Consider the following 25,129-nt stretch of genomic DNA (forward strand, 5'->3'; position numbering starts at 1 on the left):
TCAAGGGCCGGTCGAGACCTCGGGCGGTCAGCACCACGTTCGGAGCCGCCATGACTGCCGTCGACAGGGTCGCTGACCTGCCCTCCCGGCCTGCACCCCTCGACCACGCCGCCGGCCACCCGGAAGAGCTCCGCCGCCTCCTGCGCGAGCAGCGGCTGGTCAGCTGGTTCCAGCCGATCGTCGACCTGTCCACCGGCGCGGTCGTCGCCCACGAGGCGCTCGTGCGGGGACCCGCCGACTCCCCGCTGCACCTCCCCGACGCGCTGTTCGGCACCGCCCGCCGTCACGGGCTGCTGCCGGAGCTGGACGCGGCCTGCCGCGCGGCCGCGTTCCGCGGGGCCGCCGTGCACGGCCTGGTGGAGCCGCTGTCGCTGTTCGTCAACGTCGAGCCCGAGGTGCTCGACAGCGCTCCGCTCGACGTCCTCCTGGAGATCGCCGCCAGCGCGCCGGGGCACCTGCGGGTGGTCGTGGAGCTCACCGAGCGGGCGCTGGCCAAGCGCCCGGCGGAGCTGCTGCGCACCGTGGAGCGCGTGCGGGAGGCCGGGTGGGCCGTGGCCCTGGACGACGTCGGCGCCGAGGAGCTCTCCCTCGCCTTCATGCCGCTGCTGCGCCCCGACGTGGTGAAGCTCGACCTGCGCCTCGTGCAGGACGCGCCCGGCCCCGACGTCGCGCAGGTGATGAACGCCGTCAACGCCTACGCCGAGGACAGCGGCGCGCTGGTGCTCGCCGAGGGCATCGAGCACGAGGCGCACCTGCGCCTGGCGCAGGCGCTGGGCGCCGGCCTGGGGCAGGGGTGGATGTTCGGCAGGCCGCAGGCCGTGCCCGCCGAGCACCTCCCCACCGGTGCGCTGCAGCTGCCGCGCCGCTCGGCGAGCGCCGGGCGCGACCCGCTGGCCTCCAGCCCGTTCGCCCTGCTGCCCGACGGCGTGGAGCTGCGCCAGGCGCCCAAGAAGCTGCTGGTGGAGCTCAGCAAGCAGCTGGAGCGCGAGGCGCTGCGGCAGGGCAGCACGTGCGTGGTGGCCTCCACCTTCCAGGAGGCCCGGCACTTCACCCCCGCCACCACCGGGCGCTACCGCGACCTGGCCGAGCGCACCGCCTTCGTCTGCGCCCTCGGCGAGGACCTGCCCGCCGAGCCGATGCCCGGCGTCCGCGGCGCCACGCTGTCTCCGGCGGACCCGGTGCGCGGGGAGTGGGACGTCGTCGTCATCGCGCCGCACTTCAGCGCCGCGCTGCTGGCCCGTGACCTGGGAGACGACGGCCCCGACGCCGCGCGCCGCTTCGAGTACGCCCTCACCTACGAGCGCGCCACCGTCGCCGCGGCCGGCCGGGCGCTGCTGGCGCGGGTCGCCGCCCAGGACGGGGTCCCGACGCTGCCCGTGCCCGCCCCCGCGCCGGTGCCGGTGGCCGAGGTGGCCACCCCGGACCGTGCGCCGCGCGCGGCCGGAGCGGGTACCGGCCCGGGCACCGCCGCGACGGGACGCGCGCCCGAGCCCGGCGAGACCGGCGCGGTCACCGACGCGCTGCTGCGCCGGGCGCTCGCGGCGTCCACCAGCGGCGTCTGCATCGCCGAGCTGCGCCGTCCCGACCAGCCGCTGGTCTACGTCAACCCCGCCTTCGAGAGGCTCACCGGGCTGAGCGCCGACCAGGTGCTCGGGCGCAACTGCCGGTTCCTGCAGGGACCTGACACCGACCCGCGCGCCGTGGCCTCCATCCGCGCCGCCGTCCGCGCGGGCCGCGAGTGGAACGGCGTGCTGCTCAACCACCGCGGACCCGAGCGGGAGCCGTGGTGGAACGAGATCCACCTGTCCCCGGTCCGCGACGACGACGGCGTGCTCGTGCAGTACATCGGCGTGCAGACGGACGTCACCGAGCGGGTCCGCGCCCAGCGCGAGCTCGCCGCCGAGCGGGACCGCAGCGCCGCGCACCTGGCGCGGATCGAGCAGCTGGCGTTCACCGACCCCCTCACGGGCCTGGACAACCGCCGCCGGTTCGAGTCGCGCCTGGAGACCGCGCTGTGGGACGCGCGCGCCGGGGGCACCGCCCTGGCCGTGGTGCTGCTCGACCTCGACGGGTTCAAGACCGTCAACGACACCCACGGCCACGCCGCGGGCGACGAGCTGCTCGTGGCCCTCGCCGACCGCCTGCGCCGGCGCCTGCGCCGCGCCGACCTGGTCTGCCGCCTGGGCGGTGACGAGCTCCTCCTCGCTCTGCCCGGCCTCGACCCGTCCGAGGCGGCGCAGCAGGCCGCGGCGGTGGTGGCCCAGGTGCGCCGGGACGTCACCGAGCCCGTCAGCACCGCCTTCGGTGCGGTGTCGGTCGGTGTCAGCGCGGGGGTGGCCCTGCACCCCGCCGACGGTGACGACGTCACCGCGCTCGTGCACGTCGCCGACCAGCGGATGTTCGCCGAGAAGCGGGTCCACCGCCGCCGCTGACGCGCCCGCCGCCCGGTGGACGGTGGGCGGCGCGCCGGGGTCAGGACCCGGTGGCGCCGTGCTCCAGCGCGGTGGTCGCGCGCCGCAGGAAGGCGAGCACCACGTCGCGCTGGGCTGGCGTCAGCGAGCGGCTCACCGCGTCGAGCTGGCTGATGGGCCCCGACCACGCGGCCTCGTTGGCGGCCCGCGCGCCCTCGTCCAGCACCACGAGGGTGCGCCGGCGGTCGGTGGGGTGGGGCTGGCGGTGCACGTGGCCGGCGGCGGCCAGCCGGTCGACGAGCACCGTGGTCGAGGCCGTCCTGATGCCCAGCCGCTCGGACAGCTCGGCCACGCCCAGGGGGCCGTGGCCCTCGAGCAGGTAGAGCGCGGTGACGTCGGTGGTCCCGAGCCCCTGCTGGCGGGAGACGCGCGCCAGCAGCTCCCGGCTGGCGTCGCCGAAGGCCTGCAGCGCCCGCGTCACGTCGTCCGGCTCGAGGTGCACGCCGCAGAGCATATCGCTAGATTGTCTAGCCAACCTCTAGCGGCAGGGAGTCATCGTGACCACGGCACGCGCCTCGAAGGTCCTCATCTCCGGCGCCAGCATCGCCGGTCCCGCTCTCGTGCACTGGCTGGCCCGCGCCGGCGTCGACGTCACCGTGGTCGAGCGCGCGCCAGAGCTGCGCGAGGGCGGCCACAACATCGACGTGCGCGGCGCTGGCCGCGAGGTGCTGCGCCGGATGGGCCTGGAGGAGGACGTTCTCGCGCACACCACCGGGGAGGAGGGCACCCGCTTCCTCGACGAGCGCGGTCGCGTGCTCGGGGAGTTCCCCGCCTCCACCTCGCAGACCGGTGGCCCGACCGCCGAGGTGGAGGTCCTCCGGGGGCGCCTCAGCCGGCTCCTGGTCGACAGCTGCGAGGGTCTGCCCGGCCGCGTCCAGTGGCGCTTCGGGGACCAGGTCGCCGAGGTCCACGACCGGCTGGGCGGGGACGACGACGCGAGCGGTGTCGACGTCGTGCTGGCCTCCGGCGTGCGCGAGCGCTTCGACGTCGTCGTCGTCGCCGAGGGGCTGCGCTCCCGCACGCGCCAGCAGGTCTTTGGCGGCGACCGGAGCGCCCACGTCAAGGAGCTGGGTGCGTACTGCGCCTACCTCACCGTGCCCCGCGAGCCCACCGACGACCGGTACTGGACCTGGCAGGTGCTCGGCCGCGGCCGCAGCGCCCACCTGCGCCCCGACGACGAGGGCACCACGCGCGGGCTGCTGACCTTCCTCTCGGACGTACCCGGCCTGGACGAGCTCGAGCCCCGGGCCGCGGCCCTGGTCGTGCAGCGCCTGTACGCCGGCACGGGACCGATCGGCGAGCGGCTGACCGCCGCCCTCGACACCGAGCCGTTCTACTTCGAGGCGCTCGGGCAGGCGGTGCTGCCGCGCTGGTCGAAGGGCCGGGTGGTGCTCGCCGGTGACGCCGCGCACTGCGCCTCGCCCGTCTCGGGCATGTCCACCACGCTCGCGCTGGTGGGCGCGTACGTGCTGGCCGGTGAGCTCACCCGTCCCGGGGCACCGGTGCCGCAGGCCCTGGAGGCCTACGAGCGCACGCTGCGGCCCCTGGTCGACGCGGCGCAGAAGCTGCCACCGGGCACCCCGCGCATCGGCAACCCGCGGCACACCGCGGAGATCCGCGTCCTCGGCGCGCTCGTCAGCGCCGCGTCCAGCAGGCCAGTGCAGCGCCTCAGGCTGGGCGAGAGGCTGATCTCCCCGCCGGCCGACGCCGTCGACCTGCCGGAGCACGCTCACCTGCGCTGAGGTTCCCTCAGCAGGCCGGTGCGGTGGCGGGGCCGGCGCACGTGACCACCTCGGCGGCCCACACCAGCCCCTCGGGTGCCTGCAGCCCCACCTGCACGGGCTCACCGGTCCCGGTGAACGGCCTCACGAGCACGTCGTCGGGACAGGGGCGCGACGGCACCTCCTCGGCGTCCAGGCTGAGCTTCACGCGGGTGGGGCGCAGGCACGCCAGCACGACCGCGTAGGGACGTCCCGGCTCGGTGAGCAGCACCGGCAGCCACCCGGTGCCGCGGCGCACGGTGACGTCGACGGCGGGCTGCCGGCCGGAGGCGCCCCGCACGGTCGCGCTCACCGCGCCGGCGGCCGTCTGCTCGTCCACCCACAGGCCCGGCACCAGCTCCGCGTCACCGGCCGCCTCTACCTCCTGCGTCGAGGCCCCGGCCGGCAGCAGCGTGCCGCTCGGCCCGCCTCCCCGCGGCAGCGACACCCCGCGCACGGCCCGCGCGGCGGACGTGCACAGGCCGCCCGAGAGCTCGGGGTCGGGCGCACGCACCACGAGGCACACCCCGCCCGAGGGCGAGAGCGCCACCCAGTACGAGGCCGCCGGCGCCGACGCCAGCAGCCGGCCCGATCCTGCCTGCACCCCGACGTTCCGGGCCAGGTCGTCGTCGGCCATCTCCCTGCCCACGACCTCAGGCACGCCCAGCGCGGGGAACAGCTGCCGCGCCGCGGCCGCCTGGTCCGGCGGGTCGGTGCGGCTGTCGGCGGCGCGCTGCTGCGCGGTGACGGTCGCGCCCACCGCCACCAGCAGGACGACGACGCCCGCGGCCACCCCCAGCCGCCTGCGGCGCAGGTCGGGGCCGGCGACGGGCCGGGCCGAGGCAGGGGTCCGGTCGGGCGGCGCCGCAGGCGGGGCGTCCAGGTCGAGGTCGTCGAGCTCGTCACCGCCCTCGTCCGGCCCCCTCACAGCGGCACGCTCTCACGAGCACGGCCCCACGAGCACGGCCCCGCGGGAGGGGAGGTCACCGGGCGGCGTGTGGCGCAGCGCCCATGACGACCTGGGCGCGAACCGTAGCGAACTGCTGCGTATCGTCACAGACTGTGCGGATGCGTGACGACGTGACACCGCGGGGCCACGGATGACGACGGTGAACGTCGTCGACCTCCGAGCCCACGACGATCTGGACGGCCTGTCGGAGTTCGAGCTGCTGGACCTCTACCTGCGGGTCCGGCGTCTCCTGCAGAGCCGGCTGTCGCTCGGCGAGGGGTCCGAGTCGCTGGAGATGTTCTTCTCGCGCATGGCCGAGGTGGTCGAGAAGCCGACGCCCCAGGTGCCCAGGACCAAGATCTCCCCGCGGGAGCGCGAGGTGCTCCACTTCCTCGCGCAGGAGAAGACCAACGCGGAGATCGCCGCGACGCTGTTCATCAGCGAGAACACGGTGAAGCGGCACGTGTCGAGCATCCTCGGCAAGTACGAGGTGGTCAGCCGCCACGGCGCCGTGATGGCCGCCATCCGGGAGGGCACCCTCACGGTCGACTGACGGGCCGCCGCCCGACCCGCTCCCGCGGCGGTTCAGGGCAGGGTGACCCCGGCCAGTCGCTGGGACAGGTCCCACGCCCGGGCGGCGTCGGCGGTGCTGCGCAGCGCCGGGTACAGCGGCTGCTCCGCCGCCCGCCCCCCGAGGCGGCCGGGTCCGGACGGGCCGAACTGCACCTCGCGCTCCGCCGCCGGGGGCGCCGGCGTCGTCGCGGCCAGCAGGGCCGGCTGCGCGGCCGACTCCGGGGTCCCCACGAGCAGCCCCCGTCGCGAGAGCCACCGGATGAGGCGCACCTGCGGGGTGTCGCCGGACCGCCCGACCTCGGGGCGAGCTGCCAGCAGGCTCGTCGGCGCGACGCCGGGGTGCGACAGCACGCTCGTGACGCCCCACCCTCCGGCCCGGCTGCGGCGGTCGAGCTCCAGGGCGAACAGGCCCTGGGCGATCTTCGAGGAGCGGTAGGCGGCCATGCCGTCGTAGGAGCGCTCCCAGTCGGGGTCGTCCCAGTGCACTGCCCCGCGCGCCGCGGCCACGCTCACCTGCGAGACCACGCGCGCCCGCCCCTCGCGCAGCAGCGGCAGCAGGTGCGCCACCAGCGCCGCGTGCCCCAGGTGGTTGGTGCCCAGCTGCAGCTCGTGGCCGTCGGCCGTGGTCTGCCGCGACGGCGGCGTCATCACGCCGGCGTTGTTGACCAGCAGGTGCACCGGTGCCCCCTCGGCGCACAGCGCCTCCCCGAGCGCCGCCACGGACGCCAGCGACCCCAGGTCGAGGTCGCGCAGCTCCACCCGCGCTGCCGCGGCTGACCGCCGGATGGTCGCCGCCGCGGCCTCTCCCTTGGTGCGGGAGCGCACGGGCAGCACCACCTCGGCGCCCGCCGCCGCCAGCCGGGTGGCGATGCGCAGCCCGATGCCGTCGCTGCCCCCCGTCACCACCGCCCGCCGCCCGGTGAGGTCGGGGACGACGACGGCCTGCTCCGCCGACGCCCGCGCTCGTGCTGCTCGCCCTGCTCGCTGCTGTGCCATGCCCCGAGACTGCGACGTCCTGCGGAGGCGCTCCAGGGCCCGCGCATCCAGGGACCGGCAGTCCCTGGACGCGCCCTCGTGCCCGGCGGCTCCCGCGCCCAGGATGGGCGCGTGGACAGGTCCGGGCTGGCGGCGTTCCTGCGCCGTCGTCGTCAGTCGCTGCAGCCGGAGGACGTCGGCCTGCCGCGCGGGGTGCGCCGCCGCACCGACGGGCTGCGCCGCGAGGAGGTGGCGCAGCTGTGCCACCTCTCGGCCGACTACTACACCCGGATCGAGCAGGAGCGCGGCCCGCACCCGTCGGCCGAGGTGCTCGCGGGCATCGCCCAGGGGCTGCACCTGTCCGTCGACGAGCGCGACCACCTCTTCCGCCTGGCCGGCCAGGCACCGCCCCAGCGCGGCCCGGGCAGCGAGCACGTCAGCCCCGGGCTGCTCCGGATCCTCGACCGCCTCGACGACACCCCGGCCGAGGTGGTCACCGAGCTGGGGGAGACCCTGCGCCAGACCCGCCTCGGCGTGGCGCTGACCGGTGACGCCTCGCAGCGGACCGGGCCCGCGCGCAGTCTCGGCTACCGCTGGTTCACCGACCCGGCCGCCCGCGCGCTGTACGACGACGTCGACCACGAGCACCTCTCCCGCCTGTGGGCCTCCGGCCTGCGCGAGGTGGTGGCGCGGCGCGGGCCCGGCTCCCGCGCGGCCGCCCTCGCCGACGACCTCCTGGTCCGCAGCCCCGAGTTCGCCGCGCTGTGGGAGCGGCACGAGGTGGGCCTGCGGCCCCGGGAGCCCAAGCGCTTCGTGCACCCCCAGGTGGGGCGGCTCGAGCTGGCCTGCCAGACCCTGCTGGACCCCGACCAGGGGCACCACCTGCTCGTCTACACCGCGGAGCCCGGTTCCGAGAGCGCCGAGAAGCTCCAGCTGCTGGGCGTCCTCGGCCACCAGGCGGTCTGAGCGACCGCACGGCCGGTGATCACGCAGCGTGATCGGTTCGCCCCCAGGCGGGGGAGGGAGGAGCGTGGAGCGGAGTCAACGGATGAGGTGGTCCTGATGAAGGCGATGGTGTACCGCGGCCCGTACAAGGTGAGGGTCGAGGAGAAGGCCAGACCCAGGATCGAGCACCCGAACGACGCTGTGATCAGGGTGACCCTGGCCGCGATCTGCGGCTCGGACCTCCACCTCTACCACGGGCTGATGCCCGACACCCGGATCGGCCACACCTTCGGCCACGAGTTCATCGGGGTGGTCGAGGAGGTCGGCTCGTCCGTCGAGAACCTCACCGTGGGTGATCGCGTGATGGTCCCCTTCAACATCTTCTGCGGCACCTGCTGGTTCTGCTCCAGGGGACTGGTGTCCAACTGCCACAACGTCAACCCCAACGCCACGGCGGTCGGCGGCATCTACGGCTACTCCCACACCACCGGCGGCTACGACGGCGGGCAGTCGCAGTACGTGCGCGTGCCGTTCGCCGACGTGGGCCCGGCGAAGATCCCCGACTGGATGGCCGACGAGGACGCCGTGCTCCTCACCGACATGACGGCCACCGGCTACTTCGGGGCGCAGCTGGCCGACGTCGTCGAGGGCGACACCGTGGTGGTGCTGGGTGCCGGGCCGGTCGGCCTGGTGGCCGCGCGGTCGGCGTGGCTCATGGGCGCCGGCCGCGTCATCGTGGTCGACGAGCTCGACGAGCGCCTCGAGCGCGCCCGCACCTGGGCGTACGCGGAGACGCTGAACTTCACGCACGTCGACGACGTCGTCCTGGAGATGAAGAAGCAGACCGACTTCCTCGGCGCCGACTCCGTCATCGACTGCGTGGGGGCCGAGGCCGACGGCAACCTCCTGCAGCACCTCACCGGCGCCAAGCTCAAGCTGCAGGGCGGGTCGCCGGTGGCGCTGAACTGGGCGATCGACGGCGTGCGCAAGGGCGGCACCGTCTCGGTGATCGGGGCCTACGGCCCGGTCCCCAACGCGGTGAAGTTCGGTGACGCCATGAACAAGGGCCTCACGCTGCGGATGAACCAGGCCCCGGTGAAGCGCCAGTGGCCGCGCCTGTTCGAGCACGTGAAGGCCGGCCACCTGCGGCCCAGCGAGCTGGTGACCCACCGCTTCCCGCTGGAGCACATCGCCGAGGCCTACCACGTGTTCTCCAGCAAGCTCGACGGGTGCATCAAGCCGCTCGTGATCCCCGACGCCGCGTGACCACGGCTGATGACGAGAAGGGCCCGACGACGATGAGCACCCACCAGCGGACCGACCGCCCTGCCGACGGCACTGCCGACCGCACTGCCGACGGCGCAGCCGAGCGGCGCAGCGGCCCCGCCACCCCCCACATCAGCCAGAAGCGCAGTCCCGCGCCGAGCGCGGAGGAGCTGCGGGCGCGCATCCCGGGGTGGGGCGCTGACCTGGACCCCGCCGACCGCCCCTCCTTCCCCCGGCTCCAGTGGCAGGAGGAGCGGTACGGCGCGCACTGGGAGTACCCGGACGAGCAGCCCGGCGGGCGGGGGCGGGAGCGGTCCATCGAGCACGCGCAGCTCACTCCGGTCTTCGGGACGGCGCAGCCGCTGCACGGCGTGTCCGGCGCGGTGCGGCGCCTGGCGTACGCCCGCTACAGCGAGGGGCGCCTGGCGCACTGGCTGCTGCTGATCGCCGGTGACCGGATCGACGCGTGGGGTGCGCACGCGCGCTCCCTGCTCAGCGGGCGGCCCGACCAGCCGTTCACCGAGACCGGTGTGGTCGGCGAGGTGACCCACCACGGCCTGCGCTCGCGGCTGGGGAGCAGCCGCACCGACACCCGCCACCAGCTGCTCGACCCGGTGCTCGTGGCCGGGCCGTGGGTCGCTGCCGCCGCCGGTGCGGTGCTGGGCGCGCGGGCGCTCACCCGCGCCGTCCGCCGCTAGCACGGCAGCCGGCGGACAGCCCCGCCCCTCCGCGCGGACCGCCCCTCCTCCGCGTGGAGGGGCGGTCCGCCGCGGACGGGCGCACGATGGTTGCTGATGGCGACCACCGAGCGGCCCGACCACCCGGACCGCTCGACCGCCCGCCGGCCGTCGCTGCTGGCGCTCGCGCTCGTCACGGGCATCGGTCCCTTCGCGACCGACACCTACCTCGCGGCCCTGCCCCAGGTCCGGGAGGCGCTGGCCACCAGCTCCACGGGCGCGCAGCTGACCATCACCGGCTTCATCGTGGGGCTGGCGGTCGGGCAGCTGGTCGCCGGGCCGGTCAGCGACGGACGCGGGCGGCGGGGCGTCGTCGTCGGCAGCGCCGCGGCCTTCACGGTCGTCTCGCTGCTGTGCGTCCTCGCCCCCAGCGCTGCGCTCCTCGTGCTGCTGCGCGTCCTGCAGGGGCTGGTGGCCGGGGCGGGCGTGGCCGTGGGACGGGCCGTCATCAGCGACTCCCACGACGGCCCGGCCGCCGCGAAGGCCTTCGGCACGCTGGCGGCCATCACGCTGCTGGCCCCCGTCATCGCGCCGGCCATCGGCGGGCTGGTGCTGCAGGTGGCCGACTGGCGCGCGGTGTTCGGGCTGATGGGGGCCCTGGGTGCGCTCATGCTCGCCGCGGCGCTGGCCGGCGTGCCGGAGACCCTGCCGCCGCAGCACCGCCAGCGCGGCGGCCTGCGGGCCCTGGGGGCGCGCGTGGCCGACCTCGGCCGCGACCGCGCCTTCCTGCACCCGGTCGTCGTGCAGTGCCTGGCCACGGCCGGGTTCTTCGTCTACATCGGCGGGTCGTCGATCGTGCTGCAGGGGGCGCTGGGCATCAGCAGCGGCACCTACTCCCTCGTGTTCGCCACCAACGCCGCCGCCATGGCCGCGACGAGCCTGGCCTTCCGCCTCACCGTGGTGCGCCTCGGGGCCCGAGCGCTGCGCCGCGTCGGGCTGCTCACCTCGACCGCGGGGGCGCTGGCACTGCTCGTCACCTCGGTGGTCGCCTCCTCGGGTGACGACGGCGGGGACCCGCACCTGGGCGTCGTGTGGCCGCTGCTCACCGTCGTCGTCGCCGGCATGGGGTTCACCCTGCCCGCCAGCACCGTGCTGGCGCAGGAGGCCGGGCGGCGGTCCGCGGGCACGGCGAGCTCGCTGCTCGGCGGGTCCGGGTTCCTCGTCGGAGCCGCGGTGACCCCGCTGACCGGGCTCGTCGGCGACGAGTCGGTGCTGGCCATGGCCGCGCTGATGGTCCCCGGCTTCGTGGCGGCGACCGCGGTCGCCCTCGCCCCGGACCTGCGCCGGCGGGCCGTCACGGCCCCCTGAGCGGCCACCGCCGTTCACACCAGGGGAGCGACCACCTCGTCGACCAGCCGTCGCACCGAGCCCGCGGGCCACGGCGCCGGTGGTGAGAGCACCACGTGCCGGAACCCGGCGTCCTGCGCGCGGCGCACGTGGTCGCGCACGGAGGCGGCGCCGCCCGGCCCGCCCAGGTCGGCCGGCACCACGAGCGACCGGACGACCCGGGCCGGGTCGCGCCCCACCTCCTCGCACAGCCGGTCGAGCAGGGCGCTGCGGGCCGCGGCGTCCTCGACGTCACCGCCGGGGTAGTTCTAGGTGTCGGCGTGCTCGGCGACCACCCGCAGCGTCGCGCGGGACCTCCCGCCGACCACCAGCGGCGGTCCACCGGGCTGCACCGGCTTCGGCGAGCACCAGGCCCCGACGAGGTCGAGGTGCGGGCCGTGGTGGTCGAACGGCTCGGTCGACGTCCAGAGCCGCCGGATGACGCGGCACGCCTCCGCGAGCCGCGACACGGCGGTGGCGGCGTCGTCGTAGGGCAGGCCGTGCGCGTCGTACTCGCGCCGCGCCGTCGGCAGGCTCGGTCGGGAGCCCGCGCCCAGGCCCAGCTCCAGCCGGCCGCCGGAGACGACGTCGACGGTCGCAGCGATCTTGGCCAGGTGGGCCGGCGGGCGGAAGCGGTTGCTCGTCACCAGCAGGCCGAGGCGCAGCCGGCGCGTCTGCGCCGCCAGCGCGGTCAGCGCGGTCCAGCCCTCCAGCGCCGGCCCGAGCGGGTCGCCGCCGATGGGCATCAGGTGGTCGAAGAGCCACGCGTGCTCGAGCGCCTCCAGCTCGTCCGCCTCGAGCCAGGCGCGCTGCAGGTCGGTGTACTGCACCTGCTGGGGCGGGGTGGCGATCCCGAAGCTCGTGGTGCTCATCAGGCGGCCGCCCGCTCGGCGAGCACCCGCCGGCGCAGCGTCGGTCGCTCCAGCGCCGGCGGGGTGTGGGCGACGTCGACGCGGCCCACGTCGGTGCCGGGCGGCACGACCGCGTCGACGGCGTCGAGCACGTCGTCCCCCAGCACCACCTCGGCGCCGGCGAGCAGGTCCTCCAGGTGCTCCATGGTGCGCGGACCGATGAGCGCGGCCGTGACCGCCGGGTGCGCGACCACGAAGGCCATCGCCAGGTGGGTCAGCGACAGGCCCGCCTGGTCCGCCACCGGGACCAGCCGCTCCACGGCGTCGATGCGCGCCGCGTCGGCGAGGTGGGTGAAGCGCTCGCTGCGCGTCAGGTCGGTCGGCTGGCCGCGGCGCACCCGGCCGGTGAGCATGCCCATGGCCAGCGGGCTCCAGACGACCACACCCATGCCGTGGCGCTGGGCGACGGGCAGCACCTCCGCCTCGGCGCTGCGGGTGAGCATCGAGTAGGTGGGCTGCTCGCTGCGGAAGCGCTGCAGCCCGCGCCGCTGCGCCGCCCACTGCGCCTCGACGATGTCCGAGGCCGGCATCGAGGAGGTGCCGATGGCCCGGACCTTGCCGCTGGCCACGAGGTCGGTCAGCGCCGAGAGGGTCTCCTCGACGTCGGTGTCCGGGTCGGGGCGGTGCAGCTGGAAGAGGTCGATGTGGTCGGTGCGCAGCGCCCGCAGCGACGCCTCCACCTGGTGCACGATCCAGCGCCGCGAGCCGCCGCCGCGGTTGGGGTCTCCGGGGAAGGGCAGCCCGGCCTTGGTGGCCAGGACGACGTCGTCGCGGCGGCCCTGCAGCGCCAGGCCGACGACCTCCTCGGAGTCCCCGTAGAAGTCGGCGGTGTCGATGGTGTTGATGCCGGCGTCGAGGGCCCGGTGGATGATCCGGATCCCCTCGCTGCGGTCGGGGTTGCCGTAGCTGCCCAGCACCATGGCGCCGAGCGCGTACGTGCTGACCTTGATGCCGGTTCCGCCGAGGGTGCGGTAGCGCACGGAGTGCCTCCGGGTGGGTGTGGGGTGGGAGCGCGCGGCTCGCCGTGCCGTACGGTGGCGACAGAAGCGGAACGCTCGTCCGCAAACATACGGAACATCGTTCCGCTTGTCGAGGGGAGGTGCGCGGTGACCGTCGAGGAGCCCGCGGCCGTGCGCCGCCCGCGCGCTGACGCGCAGCGCAACGAGGCCGCCGTCCTCGACGCCGCGGCCGCCCTCTTCGCCGAGAAGGGCGTCGACGCCCCGGTCCGCGAGGTCGCCGAGCGCGCGGGGGTGGGCGTCGGCACCGTGTACCGGCGCTTCCCGCAGCGCTCGGACCTGGTCGCCGCCGTCTTCCGCCGCGAGGTGGACGCCTGCGCGCGGGCCGGACCGGCCCTCGCCGCCGAGCACGGACCGGCGGACGCCCTCGAGCGCTGGATGCTCCGCTTCACCGGCTTCGTGGCCACCAAGCGGGGCCTGGCCGCGGCGCTGCACTCCGGCGACCCCGCCTTCGAGGGCCTGCCGGCCTACTTCGAGGGCACGCTCGGGCCCGTCCTGGCCGAGCTGCTCCGCGCAGCCGTGGCCGCCGGCGAGGTCCGCCGCGACGTCGAGGCCAGCGAGCTGCTCTTCGCCGTCACCCGCCTCAGCTCCTCCGGCACCGCCACCGACGACCAGCGCCTCGTGAAGCTCCTGGTGGACGGCCTGCGCTACGGCGCCTGACGACCGTGCGCCGAGACGCAGCGGCCCGGTCGCCGGTCGCCGGCGGGCGCGTGGTGGGGCACGGTGGTCCGGTGGCTGACTGGGACGAGGTCGTCAGGTACTTCACCACCGACGCGGTCGTGCACCTGGCGACGGTCGGCAAGGACGGCGGCCCGCGCTCGGTGCCCGTCTGGGTGGACGCCGACGGCGAGCAGCTCGTCTTCTTCACGGAGGAGGGCAGCGTCAAGGACCGCAACCTCGCCCGCGACCCGCGGCTCGCGGTGTCCGTCACCGCTCCCGGCAACCCGCTGAGCTTCGCCACCGTGCGCGGGGAGGTGGTGGAGCGCCTCACCGGCGGTGAGGCCATGGTGCTGGTGGACTCGGTCTCCACCACGTACACCGGCGGCCCCTACGAGGTGCGCACCGGGTTCGTCGCCTTCCGGGTCCGCCCGACGTCGTGGTCGGCGCACGACTTCTCCGAGGGCTGACCGGCCAGACCGGGCTGGCGGCTCCTAGACCGCCGCGCGGGCGTGGCCCCGGCGCACCAGCTCGGTGAGCACGTCGACGTCGACGTCGTCCAGGCCCCTGAGGTACACGCAGCTGACGCCGGTCTCGTGCGGTCCGAGCCGGGCCACCAGCTCCTCGGCGTCGGGGGTGCCGCGCAGCCCGTAGAGCGCGAGCTTCGCGCCGCGCACCGCGAAGCCCACCGCGGGCCACTCGTGCGTGCGGCCGCCCGACGCCGTCGTCGTGGTCCCGTACCCCACGATCGAGCCCCACAGCACCGCCTGCTCGCCGGTGGCGGCGGCGAACACGTCCGCGAGCCGCCGCGCCCTCTCGCGCCGCGCGGCGGGCAGGCCCTCCAGGAACGCGCCGAGGTCGGTGCCGGTGCGCTGCGTCTTCGGCGTCGCCACGCCGCCGAGGGTCCCGCTGCGCGCCGGGCGCGGCAACCCCCGGCGACCCCCCGGAGGCTGACGCCCGGCGTGGCGACACGTCAGCTGCGGGCCCGGTGAGCGTCTCGTGGTTCGACGGGCGGCTCCTGGCCCCGGCTGCGACGGTTCTCCCCGACCCATGAGGAGGCCCGTGATGCCGGCACCCCGCTCACGCGAGCTCGCAGCGACCGCGCTCGGGGGAACGACGTGCTGAGCCTGGACCGCCGCACCGGGGTCGAGAGGCTCGTGCGGCGCCTGGTCGTGCGCGGCGGCGGCGTCGTCGAGCGCCCGGTCGGCGCGCTCGGTGGTGCGACGTTCCCCCTCGCGCACCTGCGGGACACCCCGCCCGCCCGCCGGCGCGGTCTGCCCGTGCTCGTGGTGCCCGGCGGCCCCGGTCTCGCCTCGGCCGTGCCCTACCGGACGTGGCGCCGCCGCGCCGCCGCCCTCGGCATCGACGCGCTCATGGTCGAGCACCGCGGCGTGGGGCTCTCGCGCCGGGACGCCGCAGGCCGAGACCTCCCGGTGTCCGCGGTGACCGTCGAGGCCGTGGTCGACGACCTCGCCGCGGTGCTGGACGACGACGACGTCGAGCGCGCCGTCGTCTACGGCGCCTCCTACGGCACGTACCTGGCGCAGGCGTTCGCGGTGCGGCACCCCCGGCGGGTGGCGGCGCTGGTGCTCGACTCGCCGATGCTCTCGGTGGTCGACGACGTCGCTGCCGTGCGCGCCCACCGACGCCGTCTGCTGTGGGACGGCGAGGAGCCCGCGCTGGCCGGCGCGGCCGCGGCGGTGCGAGAGCTCGGCTCGCGCGCGCGGTCGGTGGAGCTGATGGCCGAGCTGACCGCCGTGGTCACGCTGGTCCACGAGCTCGCCGGGCCCGACGCGGTGCGGCGCCTGGTCACCGCCCGGGGCCGGGGCCGGGTGCGGTGGCTGTGGTCGCGGCTGGCGGAGCTGGGCGCCTCGGAGGCCTCGGAGTCGGTGCAGCGCTTCCTCGTGGAGCCCGACCTCGTCGCCGGCATCGCCTACCGCCAGCTCGGCTTCGGCCAGCCCCCGGACGGCGGCCCGCTCGACCCGCAGCTCATCCACGTCGAGGCCGCGAGGAACCAGCCGGCCTTCGCGGGTGAGCCGTTCGACCTGGTCGAGGGCCTGCGGCGGGCGGCGTTCCCGGTGGTGGTGCTCTCCGGCGAGCGCGACCTCACCACCCCGCGCCCGATCGCAGTCCGCGCCGCTGGGCTCGCGCCGCAAGGCCTGCTCGTGGAGCTGCCCGCCACCGGCCACAGCGCCCTGGACGTCCACCGCGAGGCCTCGCTCTTCGTGGCCCGTGCCGTCGCCGACGGCGTCACCGACCGCCTCCGGGACCCAGCGGAGCTGCGCCGCCTGCACCGGCTGCCGCACCGAGGCCTGTCGCCCCTGGCTGGTGCGGCCCTGCGCGCGCTCGTCCGCGTGGCCACCTGAGAGCTCCCGCGGCGGGCCGCCCACCCGGCCGGACCCCGCTGACCCCACGACGTCCGCACGACGTCCGCACGACGTCCGCACCGGCCATCGGTGGCGGACCGGGCGCCCCGGTGTTCCCCCGGCCGCCGGGGGAGCCACCTCCGCCCACCCGCAGGAGGACGCGTGCCAGACCAGGCGCCGCAGGACCAGCACGCCGACCGGGCCGTCGAGCTGGCGCTCGCCAACGTGGAGGCCGGCGGCAAGCCGTTCGCAACCGTCGTCGTCGACCGCGGGACCGGCGAGGTGCTGGTGGAGGCGACCAACCGGGTCGCGCAGTCCGGCGACCTGACCGCGCACGCCGAGATCACGGCCATCCGGCAGCTGGCTGAGCGGGGCCGCACCGGGCTGGAGGGCTGCGACGTGTACGTCACCGCCTACCCGTGCCCGATGTGCCTGGGCGCGCTCTACTACGCCCAGCCCGAGCGGGTGGTCTACGTGGCCACGCGCGGGCAGGAGGGCCGCCACTACGAGGACGGCAACCGCTACACCACCCTCGCCACCTTCTGCGACGAGTACGCCAAGCCCGTCTCCGAGCGCTCACTGCCCGCGGTGCAGGCCGAGCACCCCGACCCGGAGGCGCCCTTCCGCGCCTGGGCGCAGGCGCACCCCGACGCGTAGCGGTCAGCGGGGCGCGCGCACCACGAGCCACAGCAGGTACGCCCCGCCGATGGCACCGGTCACCAGACCCACGGGCAGCTGCAGCGGCGCGAGCAGCCGCTGCGCCACGAGGTCGGCGGCCAGGAGCAGCACCGCCCCGGTGGCGGCGGTGGTGACCAGCGGCACGTGCGGTGATCGCAGCACCTGGCGCGCCAGCTGGGGCGCGGCCAGCGCCACGAAGCCGATGGGGCCGGCGGCCGCCGTCGCCGCCCCCGTCAGCCCGACGGCCACCAGCACCAGCACCACGCGGGTGCGCGCCAGCGGCACCCCGAGGGCCGCGGCGACGTCGTCGCCGAGGTCCAGCACACCCAGCGCCCGGCGGTGCAGCAGCACCACCGGCAGCAGCGCGGCCACCGTGGCGGCGAGCACGGCGACGTCCGGCCAGCGCGTCACGGCCAGGCTCCCGAACAGCCAGGTCCGCGCCACCTGCGCCACCTCCAGCGGCGCGCGGGTGATGAGGTAGTCGTTCACCGACGCCAGTGCGGCACCCAGGGCGATGCCGACCAGCACCGTCCGGTCGCTGCCCGTCCCCGCGCCGCGCGTCAGCAGCAGCACCACGCCCGCGGCCGCCGCCCCGCCGAGCCACGCGCCCACGGCGGGGCTCACGGCCCCCACCCCCACGACGACGACGGCGAGCGCGCCCGTGGCCGAGCCGGTGGTGAAGCCGATGACGTCCGGGCTGCCGAGGGGGTTGCGGGTGAGCGTCTGGAACACGGCGCCGGCGGTCGCCAGCGCGCCGCCCACCAGCAGGGCGGCCGCCAGGCGCGGCAGGCGCAGGCCCAGCACCACGACGTCGTCGGCGGGGGTGCCCTCGCCGAGCAGCGAGCGCAGCACGGCGTCCGGGGAGGCCCGGTAGGACCCGCCGAGCACCGAGGTCACGGCCAGCGCCACCGCCAGCAGCCCGAGCACCAGGAGCACGCGGGCCGCGGGCAGCTCGCGCCGGGCGGGCCGCTGGCCGGCGCTCGTCGTCGTCCTGCTGCTCACCGGCGCGCACCGCGCAGCGCGAGCCACAGCAGCAGGGGCGCCCCCACGAAGGCGGTGACGATGCCGACCTCCAGCTCCGACGGGCGCACCACCACGCGGCCCACCACGTCGCTGGCCAGCACGAGCGCCGCCCCGCCGAGGGCGCACAGCGGCAGCCCGCGCCGCAGCCCCGGCCCGACCACCAGCCTCACGGCGTGAGGGACCACCATGCCCACGAACGAGACCGGGCCCGCCGCTGCCGTCGCGCCGCCGCACAGCAGCGTCACCGCGAGCAGCGCCAGCAGGCGCAGCCGGGAGGTGCGCAGCCCGAGCGAGCGGCCGACGTCCTGCCCGAGGGAGAGCGCGTCCAGCCCCCGTCCCAGCGCCCACGCGAGCACCCCGCCCGCCACCACGAGCGGCGCCACGACGGCGGCGGTGCTGAGCTGGCGGTCCTCCAGGGAGCCGACCACCCAGAACCGGTAGGAGTCGAAGGCGCGGGAGTCGAGCAGCGTGATGGCGCCGGTGACCGAGTGCAGGCAGGCGGCCAGGGCCACGCCCGCGAGCACCAGCCGCACCGGGTCGGCGGCGACGCCGCGGCTGGCGCCGATGAGCAGCACCGCGCCGGTCGCGAGGGCCGCACCCACGAGCGCAGCCGCCGCCAGGCCCGCCGGAGCGCTGACCCCGAGCACCGAGATGACGACGACGGCGGTGGCCGCGCCGGCGTTCACCCCGAGCAGGCCGGGCTCGGCGAGGGGGTTGCGGGTGAGGGCCTGCACCACCGCGCCGGCGCAGCCGAGCGCCGCGCCCACGAGCAGCCCGAGCAGCGTGCGGGGCACGCGGAGCTGGTTCACCACGAGCGCGTCGGGGGAGGCGTCGGGGGCCCACAGCGCGCGCAGCGCGGCCTCCGGCGGCACGGGCCGCGAGCCGACGGCGAGGCTGGCGAGGGCGAGCACCGCCACGAGCACGGCGAGGGCGGTGCCGAGGGCCAGGGCGGACGCGAGCGCCGGTGTGCGGCTCGGCCGGGCGGGCATGACGTCGTCCTCCTGGCCCTCGTGAGCAGCGGGTTTGCCGTGGTGGCGATCGGGGCGGTACTCCTTGATCTCCACGAGCTGAGGTGAGGCTAACCTATGCGCAACGAGCCCTCGGGCCGCCCGTCCGTCGTCCCCGCGTGGAGGCTGGGCGTCGCTGCCGCGGCGGCCGCCGCCCTGCTCGCCGGCTGCGGCGGGGGAGCCCTCAGCGGCTCGCAGGCCGGGGCGCCCGCAGCCGGGGCGTCCGACGCCGCCGCGTCGCCGTCGTCGTCCGTGCCGGACAACGAGGCCGGCGCCACGGGGCAGCACGTCGTGTCGCGGACCATGGCCGACGGCATGGGGTCCACCCAGGCGGACGGCGTCTTCCCGCGCACGGTCGCCCACTACCTCGGCACCACCGAGGTGCCGGCGGCGCCGCAGCGCATCGCCGTGGTCTCCACCGGCCAGCTCGACGCGCTGCTCACCCTGGGGCACGTGCCGGTGGCCGCGACCGTGGCGGAGTCCAACGCCCTCGTGCCCGAGTACCTGGCGCAGGCGTTCACGCAGGACTCCGCTGCGCTCGGCGCCATGGCCAGCACCGGCACCCGCACCGAGCCCGACGTCGAGGCGATCGCCCAGGCCGGGCCCGATCTCATCCTCATCAACTCCACGCGCGGCAAGGACTACTACGCGGCGCTGTCCGCGATCGCGCCGACCGTGGTGACGCTCGGCAACGGCGTGAACTGGAAGAGCGACTTCCTGCTGCTCGCCGACGCGCTGGGGCAGGAGGGCGACGCGCAGGAGGTCCTCGACGGGCTCCACGCCGACGCCGACGCCTACGCCGTCGCCCTGCCCGCCGGGCAGCCGGCGCCGACGGTGTCGTTCCTGCAGTCCACCGGAGACCGCACCCGGATCATGGGGCTGCCGTCCTTCACCGGCGGCGTCGCCGAGGACCTCGGCCTGGGGCGCCCGGCCTCGCAGCAGTTCGACGAGACCTCCCAGGACATCAGCGCCGAGCAGCTCGACCTCGCCGACGCCGACTGGGTCTTCTTCGCGGCCGCCGGCGACGGCGCGCAGCTCGTCCAGGGCTCGGCGCTGTGGCCCGGGCTGTCCGCGGTGCAGGCCGGGCACGCCGTGGAGGTGCCGCTGGAGCCCTTCTACCTCAACGCCGGCCCGACCGCTGCGCGCCTGGTGCAGGACACCCTGACCACGACCGTGACCCCCTGACCAGCTCTGCCTCTCCCGCACCCTCCGCGGAGAGTGCGGGAGGGCGGGGGTGTCAGCGGGCGCGCTGGGAGCTGCGGCCCCGGCTGCCGCCGCTCCTGCCGCGGTTCCCACCGGCGTGGCTCCGGTCCGCCCAGGCGCTGAAGGAGCGCAGCGAGCCCGAGCCGGGACGGCGCAGCCACGGCCACGGGTGCAGGGCGACGACGTCGAGCGCGGCCGAGCGCTTCTTCCACCCCGGCACGTACGTCCACGTGGTGGCCAGCCGTCGTCCTGACAGCTCTGCGACCGGGTCTGCGAGGTGCACCTCCAGCTCGCCCGAGGAGCCCAGCTCGGCCAGGGCCTCGGCGAGGAACACCAGCCGCTTGCCCGACAGCGCCAGCGCGGCGAGCAGCGGCTCGTCGAAGACGAACACCGCGGGCAGGTCGGGGTGGGCGGCCAGGGCCGGGTCGTCGGTGCCGAGGGACTCCGCGGTCAGCCACACGGCCTCCGGCTCACCGGTCAGCAGCGGCTCGGTGGGCCCGCCGTCGGTGGGGCCGCCGCCCAGGTCCGCCGGTCCGTCGACCTTCGCGCCCGACTGCGCCTCGGGCCAGTCCTGCACCGGGCAGGCGTCGCGCAGCGCGCAGCGGGCGCACAGCTGCGGCGCGCGCTTCTCCACCTGCCAGCGGCTGAAGCCGTAGACCTTGCCGGTCCCCATCCCCGCGGCCCACTGCCAGCCGACGCGGTTGGCGGCGCGGGAGCCGTCGAGGAGGTTGCGGTACATCCGCTGCTCGCCCTCGCGCCAGTCGGCGCCGGCGCGCACGGCCCACTGGGACGCCAGCCACATGCGGGTCTGGTTGACCAGCCAGCCGTCCTCCACCAGCTCGCCCACGGTGGCGTCCATGCACGCCATCTCCCGCGGCCACGGGTCACCGCTCCACGTGCTGCCCGCGCTCCCCGGCACCGGCACCGGGGTCTCGAAGCGCAGCGGCGCCCCGTTGGCCTTCCCCACCCGGGCGTAGAGGTGGCGGGAGTACTCCTGCCACATCAGCTCGTCGCGGAACTTCTCCCGGTCGCGGTAGGGCGCGTCGCCGACGGCCTCCCACACGGACGGCAGCGTGAGCAGGCCGTGCCGGATGTACGGCGACAGGCGGGAGGCGCCCCGGCTGGACTCGGGCAGCACGTTGCTGCGCCTCGCCGCGTAGCCGGTGACGTCGAGGGCTGCCAGCGCCGCGTCCGCCGCCGACTGACCGCCGCGGACGGAGGAGGCGCGGACGTCGTCGCTGGCGAGGTGGCCCAGGTGCTCGCGCACCCACGCCACCACCTGCGCCCTGTCGTCGCTGCGGTCGACCGGGGGAGTGGGCAGGCGCACCTGATCACCCTCGCCGATCACCTGTCCGACGGCGACCCGACGGCGGCCCGACGGCGGCCCGAGCGCCGGTGCCCGGCTCAGCAGCGGTGCGCGCGCCGCGCCTCGCGGTAGGAGGCCCACACGGCGTGCCCGGACACCGCCAGGTGCAGCGCCTGCGACCGGCGCCGGGGGCTGAGCAGCGTGAACTCCGTGGCCGTGCGCACCTGCGAGCTCCAGCGCAGCTTGGCCTGGTTGGGCCCGCAGGAGAGGTCGAACACGCGGTGCCCGGCCGCGCGCGCGTCCTCCACGGCCACCGACTGCAGGTGGGTGACGGCGGAGTACGGCCACGCCCGCTCGGCCACGCCGGACAGCGAGCTGTAGCTGGCGGTGTCGGTGTGCAGCACCAGGAGCGCCGCCTCGACGGTCCCCTCGAGCGCCAGCTCGTAGACGCTGACGGCCTTGCGGCGCGCCATGCGGCCCACCACGTCGTGCAGGAGGTCGAGGACCCGGGGGTCGAGCAGCACGTCGGCGTGCACGGGCCGGCCGTCGCGCAGGCCCGCCCGCGAGCCGTGCAGCACCGCCAGCCGCGCCAGCGCGCCACCCACCTCGGCGGGGTCGGTGGTGCGCGTCACCGACCACCGGTCGGCACCCAGGTCGCGGGTGAGGCGGTTGCGCGCCCTGCGGAACGACTCCTTGAGGTTGCGCCGGCCGGCGTAGACGTCGTCCACGGTGAGGTCCACCTCGACGTTGCCCCTGGTGCGGCGCTGCTGCACCGTGAAGGACCAGTCCGGCAGCCACTCCGGCTCCAGCCACGGCGCGCCCGAGCCGCCGCCCAGCAGCAGGTGCGCCCAGTCCCAGTCGGCGTGCTCGGCGCACAGCGCGCGCACCACCGCGCGGGTGGCGTCGCGCTCCAGGCCCTGCGCGGTGAGCAGCCCCGGCAGCTCGTAGGGGCCGACCCACACGTCACCGGTGCCCACGGGCTGCACGGCGCGGGCCAGGCCGCGGCCCACCGAGCGCAGGTAGGACGGCGCCACGCCCACCAGCCGGTCGCCGGAGCGCACCTCCACCACGAAGGGGGTGTGCCTCGTGTCGTGCACGAAGCGCTCCAGCCACGGCAGCGCCCAGTCGGGCCCGGTGAACGGGTTGGTCGCCCCGGAGGTCTCGTGGAGGGACTGCCACTCGGCCGCCAGGGCCCTCACGGCCGGCAGCTCGCGGTGCACCGTCGTCTGCAGCTCCACGGACTGGGCATCGGGCGCACGCCGTCCCGGCTGGAGCCGCGCGCGTCCTGCCGGGTGACGGCGCGCCCCGGTCCGTGCTCCCGGGGGCCGTCCGTGCCGATCACCACGGGCGTGAGGGTCGCCGTCGTCGGCGCCGGTCCGTCCGGCCTGTCCACCGCCGCCGTGCTGACGGCGTGCGGGCACGACGTCGTGCTCTTCGAGGCCGCGCCCGACCTCGGCGGGGTGTGGAGCGCCACCCGCGCCTACCCCGGGGTGGCCACCCAGGACGACCGCACCTCCTACGCCTTCTCCGACACCCCCATGCCCGCCGACCTGCCCGACCACCCGAGCGGCGAGCAGGTGCGCGCCTACCTGCACGGCTACGCGCGCAGCAAGGGCCTGCTGGAGCGCCTCCACCTCGACACCCGCGTGGTCGCCGCCGAGCCCACCGCCGACGGCTGGCGCGTCACGACCACCGGACCCCAGCCGCGCACCGGGACGAGGACGACGACGACGCACGCCGTCGACTGGCTCGTCGTGGCGGGCGGGGTCTTCTCCGCGCCCCACGTGCCCGACTGGCCCGGCCGCGAGCAGTACGAGGCCGCCGGCGGGAGAGTGCTGGAGCCCACCCGGCTCGGCGACGGCGCCGCGCTCGCGGGCCGGCGCGTCGTGGTGGTCGGCTGGGGCAAGACCGCGTGCGACGTGGCCGTGGCCAGCGCGGCGACGGCCGCGTCGACCACCGTGCTCGCCCGGGCGCTGCGGTGGAAGGTGCCCAGGCGCCTCGCCGGCGGACTCACCTTCCGCCACCTGCTGCTGACCCGGGCCGGGGAGCACCTGCTCGCCCCGCGCCGCGACACCCGCACCCGTCGCGCGCTCGCACTGGCCGGGGCGCCCGTGCGGCGCACGCTGACCCGGCTGCTCGGTGAGCACGTCGCCCACCGCTGCGGGCTGCGCGAGCTCGGGCTGCTGCCGTCGGTGCCGCTGCCGCACACCGACAGCCTCGTCACCGACGGCTTCTTCGAGGCCGTGCGCGCCGGTCGGGTCGCGGTGCGGCGCGAGGCGTCCGTGCGCGAGCTGGTGGTGGTCGACGGCGAGCCGCACGTGCTGCTCGCCGACGGGCAGCGGCTGCCCGCCGACGTCGTCGTCGCCGCCACCGGCTTCGACCAGGACCTCTCGCTGCTCTCGCCGGCCGTGCGCGGCGCGCTGCTCGACGACGACGGGGTCATGGCCCTCGACCGCCGGATCCTCCCGCTGCGCGTGCCGCGGCTGGCGTTCGCCGGGTGGGGCAACACCTACCGCAGCCCGCTCACCGCCGAGGTCGGCGCGGTGTGGCTGGCGGCGCACCTGGCGGGGGAGCTGCGGTCGCGCCGCCGCGCCGACGTGGAGCGCGAGGCCGAGAGGTACCACCTCACGCACCGCCAGGCCGCCGCGCACGGCGAGCCGCAGCTGCCGAGCGGGTCCTTCGCCGCGCTCGACCAGCTGCTGTCGGACCTGCGGCTCCCGCTGCCGCGGCGGGTCCGCTGGCGGCAGTGGACCCGGCCGCTCACGCCGGACACCTACGCCCACCTGCTCCCGGCCCTGCAGCGCCGCCTCGTGGCGAGGGGGCTGCTCGACGCCTCCGTGCCCCGTCCTCGGGTGGGGGAGCGGGCGGACGTCCCGGCTGGCACCGGTCGCAGGTCCACCACCGCCGTCTGACCTCCGAGTCGTGGCGCCAGCAGGCGCAGCGGACCGGAGGCGCCGACTGACGCTGCGCTCACCAGGCGCGGACGCGGGCCGGGCGCAGGTCGACCACCGCGGGCCGGTCGTGGGTCGCGAGCTGCGACGTCTCGATGAGCACCGCCGCGGTGGCGGTGTCGGCCACGGGTGTGCCGAGCTCGAGGGCGCGGGTGGCCTTGCGGGTGCCGGAGTGCACGTCGTCGGTGACGAGCAGCGCCGTGCGCCGCGAGACGGCGCTCGTCACACGCAGCCCGCGCTGGCGGCAGCGCGCCTCCAGGAGGGCGCGCACGTCCGGGTCCCCGCCGGTGAAGACGACGGCGTCACCTTCCGACAGCCCCGGCAGCCCCGACAGCGCCCCCTGTTCTGATAACGGCACCGGGCGTGGTGCTCCGACCGACGCAGCGACAGCGGCGCCCCGACGCCGGAGCGCGGGCGGGTGCGGTGGCACCGGGACGGCGGGCCAGACCGTCGTCGCCGCCCGCCGCAGGAGGTCGGCGTGCGCACCAGGCCCTGCGGAGCGCAGGTAGCTGGCGAGCAGGCCGGCGGTGGCCCGCGCGTCCCCGAGGGCGGAGTGGGCGCCGGTCAGGCGGACGCCGGCGGCCGCGCAGCAGTCGGCGAGCTTGCGCCGGAGCAGGTGCGGCAGGTGGCGGCGGCTCTCGGCGAGCGTGCACAGCTGGGCGACGTCCGGCATGACCACGCCGGCGCGCTCGAGCTCGGCGCGCAGGAACGGCACGTCGAAGCCGGCGTTGTGCGCGACCACCACGCGCCCGGCCAGCACCTCCACCAGCGCGGGCGCGACGTCGGCGAAGCGGGGGGCCGAGCGCACGTCGGCCGGGCGGATGCCGTGGACGTGCGTGGCGCCCACGGTCGGGCGGCCGGGGTGCACCAGCGTCGACCACTCCGCGCCGGCGGTGCCGTCGGGGGCGACGTGGACGACGGCCACCTCCACGACGCGCTCGGTGCGCGGGGAGAAGCCCGTGGTCTCGAGGTCGAGCACGGCGAAGCCAGCTGTGCCGGGGAAGTGCAC

General features: G+C 76.5%; 23 protein-coding genes and 1 pseudogene. 13 read left to right on the top strand and 11 right to left on the bottom strand.

Features of this window, described 5'->3' with window-relative positions; all coding sequences use genetic code 11:
• Positions 1-50: 50 nt before the first annotated feature.
• The gene (locus FHN55_RS02400) at positions 51-2,432 is read left to right on the top strand and encodes an EAL domain-containing protein (RefSeq protein WP_139710429.1); all 2,382 of its coding nucleotides are present in this window, start codon (positions 51-53) and stop codon (positions 2,430-2,432) included.
• A gap of 40 nt (positions 2,433-2,472) precedes the next feature.
• Here the strand turns inward: FHN55_RS02400 and FHN55_RS02405 are convergent, their stop codons facing one another.
• The gene (locus FHN55_RS02405) at positions 2,473-2,913 is read right to left on the bottom strand and encodes a MarR family winged helix-turn-helix transcriptional regulator (RefSeq protein WP_180357586.1); all 441 of its coding nucleotides are present in this window, start codon (positions 2,911-2,913) and stop codon (positions 2,473-2,475) included.
• 55 nt (positions 2,914-2,968) lie between these two features.
• Between FHN55_RS02405 and FHN55_RS02410 the strand changes: the two genes are divergently transcribed.
• Positions 2,969-4,213 carry an FAD-dependent monooxygenase gene (locus FHN55_RS02410; RefSeq protein WP_139710433.1) on the top strand — a complete coding sequence of 415 codons (1,245 nt, stop codon included), beginning with the start codon at positions 2,969-2,971 and terminating at the stop codon, positions 4,211-4,213.
• 7 nt (positions 4,214-4,220) lie between these two features.
• Here FHN55_RS02410 and FHN55_RS02415 read toward each other — a convergent pair whose 3' ends face one another.
• Positions 4,221-5,159 (bottom strand): hypothetical protein, encoded by a 939-nt coding sequence (locus FHN55_RS02415; RefSeq protein ID WP_139710435.1) that lies wholly within the window; start codon positions 5,157-5,159, stop codon positions 4,221-4,223.
• A gap of 172 nt (positions 5,160-5,331) precedes the next feature.
• On the opposite strand from FHN55_RS02415, the gene FHN55_RS02420 reads away from it, so the two are divergent.
• A complete protein-coding gene (locus tag FHN55_RS02420) occupies positions 5,332-5,733 on the top strand; it encodes a LuxR C-terminal-related transcriptional regulator (RefSeq protein WP_139710437.1) in 402 nt (133 codons plus the stop codon).
• A 32-nt stretch (positions 5,734-5,765) separates the two neighbouring features.
• Here FHN55_RS02420 and FHN55_RS02425 read toward each other — a convergent pair whose 3' ends face one another.
• Positions 5,766-6,749 (bottom strand): SDR family oxidoreductase, encoded by a 984-nt coding sequence (locus FHN55_RS02425; RefSeq protein ID WP_139710439.1) that lies wholly within the window; start codon positions 6,747-6,749, stop codon positions 5,766-5,768.
• Positions 6,750-6,860: 111 nt separating this feature from the next.
• Between FHN55_RS02425 and FHN55_RS02430 the strand changes: the two genes are divergently transcribed.
• The 4 genes from FHN55_RS02430 to FHN55_RS02445 all read left to right on the top strand — a co-directional run bounded on the left by FHN55_RS02430 (position 6,861) and on the right by FHN55_RS02445 (position 10,984).
• The gene (locus FHN55_RS02430) at positions 6,861-7,694 is read left to right on the top strand and encodes a helix-turn-helix transcriptional regulator (RefSeq protein WP_139710441.1); all 834 of its coding nucleotides are present in this window, start codon (positions 6,861-6,863) and stop codon (positions 7,692-7,694) included.
• Positions 7,695-7,790: 96 nt separating this feature from the next.
• Positions 7,791-8,939, top strand: coding sequence for a zinc-dependent alcohol dehydrogenase (locus FHN55_RS02435; protein WP_139710443.1), 1,149 nt, complete (start codon positions 7,791-7,793; stop codon positions 8,937-8,939).
• Positions 8,936-9,637: a hypothetical protein gene (locus FHN55_RS02440; RefSeq protein ID WP_218974281.1), complete on the top strand. Its 702-nt coding sequence runs from the start codon at positions 8,936-8,938 to the stop codon at positions 9,635-9,637. The genes FHN55_RS02435 and FHN55_RS02440 overlap by 4 nt, the downstream gene beginning before the upstream one ends.
• 96 nt (positions 9,638-9,733) lie before the next feature.
• On the top strand, positions 9,734-10,984 hold the full coding sequence (locus FHN55_RS02445; RefSeq protein WP_139710445.1) for a Bcr/CflA family efflux MFS transporter: 1,251 nt from the start codon (positions 9,734-9,736) through the stop codon (positions 10,982-10,984).
• Between the two features lie 14 nt (positions 10,985-10,998).
• Here the strand turns inward: FHN55_RS02445 and FHN55_RS02450 are convergent.
• Both FHN55_RS02450 and FHN55_RS02455 read right to left on the bottom strand, forming a co-directional pair.
• Positions 10,999-11,874: pseudogene (locus FHN55_RS02450) on the bottom strand (LLM class flavin-dependent oxidoreductase).
• Positions 11,874-12,893 carry an aldo/keto reductase gene (locus FHN55_RS02455; RefSeq protein ID WP_139710447.1) on the bottom strand — a complete coding sequence of 340 codons (1,020 nt, stop codon included), beginning with the start codon at positions 12,891-12,893 and terminating at the stop codon, positions 11,874-11,876. Before FHN55_RS02455 ends, FHN55_RS02450 begins: the two are co-directional and overlap by 1 nt.
• 126 nt (positions 12,894-13,019) lie before the next feature.
• On the opposite strand from FHN55_RS02455, the gene FHN55_RS02460 reads away from it, so the two are divergent.
• Both FHN55_RS02460 and FHN55_RS02465 read left to right on the top strand, forming a co-directional pair.
• Complete coding sequence (locus tag FHN55_RS02460; protein WP_218974282.1) at positions 13,020-13,589, top strand: TetR/AcrR family transcriptional regulator; 570 nt, start codon at positions 13,020-13,022, stop codon at positions 13,587-13,589.
• Between the two features lie 71 nt (positions 13,590-13,660).
• Complete coding sequence (locus tag FHN55_RS02465; RefSeq protein ID WP_139710449.1) at positions 13,661-14,056, top strand: TIGR03618 family F420-dependent PPOX class oxidoreductase; 396 nt, start codon at positions 13,661-13,663, stop codon at positions 14,054-14,056.
• Positions 14,057-14,080: 24 nt separating this feature from the next.
• Here FHN55_RS02465 and FHN55_RS02470 read toward each other — a convergent pair whose 3' ends face one another.
• The gene (locus FHN55_RS02470; RefSeq protein WP_139710450.1) at positions 14,081-14,479 is read right to left on the bottom strand and encodes a DUF1801 domain-containing protein; all 399 of its coding nucleotides are present in this window, start codon (positions 14,477-14,479) and stop codon (positions 14,081-14,083) included.
• 225 nt (positions 14,480-14,704) lie between these two features.
• Here FHN55_RS02470 and FHN55_RS02475 point away from each other — a divergent pair, with 225 nt between their 5' ends.
• Both FHN55_RS02475 and FHN55_RS02480 read left to right on the top strand, forming a co-directional pair.
• Positions 14,705-15,952, top strand: a complete 1,248-nt coding sequence (locus FHN55_RS02475; protein ID WP_180357587.1) for an alpha/beta fold hydrolase — start codon at positions 14,705-14,707, stop codon at positions 15,950-15,952.
• Between the two features lie 162 nt (positions 15,953-16,114).
• The gene (locus tag FHN55_RS02480; protein WP_139710454.1) at positions 16,115-16,609 is read left to right on the top strand and encodes a nucleoside deaminase; all 495 of its coding nucleotides are present in this window, start codon (positions 16,115-16,117) and stop codon (positions 16,607-16,609) included.
• A gap of 3 nt (positions 16,610-16,612) precedes the next feature.
• Here the strand turns inward: FHN55_RS02480 and FHN55_RS02485 are convergent, their stop codons facing one another.
• Positions 16,613-17,632, bottom strand: a complete 1,020-nt coding sequence (locus FHN55_RS02485; protein WP_180357588.1) for an iron chelate uptake ABC transporter family permease subunit — start codon at positions 17,630-17,632, stop codon at positions 16,613-16,615.
• Positions 17,629-18,717, bottom strand: a complete 1,089-nt coding sequence (locus tag FHN55_RS02490; protein ID WP_257570641.1) for an iron ABC transporter permease — start codon at positions 18,715-18,717, stop codon at positions 17,629-17,631. The genes FHN55_RS02485 and FHN55_RS02490 overlap by 4 nt, the downstream gene beginning before the upstream one ends.
• A 21-nt stretch (positions 18,718-18,738) precedes the next feature.
• On the opposite strand from FHN55_RS02490, the gene FHN55_RS02495 reads away from it, so the two are divergent.
• Positions 18,739-19,845, top strand: coding sequence for an iron-siderophore ABC transporter substrate-binding protein (locus FHN55_RS02495; protein ID WP_139710457.1), 1,107 nt, complete (start codon positions 18,739-18,741; stop codon positions 19,843-19,845).
• A 52-nt stretch (positions 19,846-19,897) separates the two neighbouring features.
• On the opposite strand, the gene FHN55_RS02500 is transcribed toward FHN55_RS02495, so the two are convergent.
• The gene (locus tag FHN55_RS02500) at positions 19,898-21,190 is read right to left on the bottom strand and encodes an FAD-binding domain-containing protein (protein ID WP_218974283.1); all 1,293 of its coding nucleotides are present in this window, start codon (positions 21,188-21,190) and stop codon (positions 19,898-19,900) included.
• Between the two features lie 77 nt (positions 21,191-21,267).
• Positions 21,268-22,407 (bottom strand): GNAT family N-acetyltransferase, encoded by a 1,140-nt coding sequence (locus FHN55_RS22475; RefSeq protein ID WP_180357589.1) that lies wholly within the window; start codon positions 22,405-22,407, stop codon positions 21,268-21,270.
• Between the two features lie 93 nt (positions 22,408-22,500).
• Here FHN55_RS22475 and FHN55_RS22480 point away from each other — a divergent pair, with 93 nt between their 5' ends.
• Entirely contained in the window at positions 22,501-24,081 is a 1,581-nt protein-coding gene (locus FHN55_RS22480) for an NAD(P)/FAD-dependent oxidoreductase (protein WP_180357590.1), read from the top strand.
• Between the two features lie 58 nt (positions 24,082-24,139).
• Here FHN55_RS22480 and FHN55_RS02510 read toward each other — a convergent pair whose 3' ends face one another.
• The gene (locus tag FHN55_RS02510) at positions 24,140-25,129 is read right to left on the bottom strand and encodes an exonuclease domain-containing protein (protein ID WP_139710461.1); all 990 of its coding nucleotides are present in this window, start codon (positions 25,127-25,129) and stop codon (positions 24,140-24,142) included.

Source organism: Streptomyces sp. NP160, assembly GCF_006335115.1.
Taxonomy (GTDB): domain Bacteria; phylum Actinomycetota; class Actinomycetes; order Actinomycetales; family Quadrisphaeraceae; genus Quadrisphaera.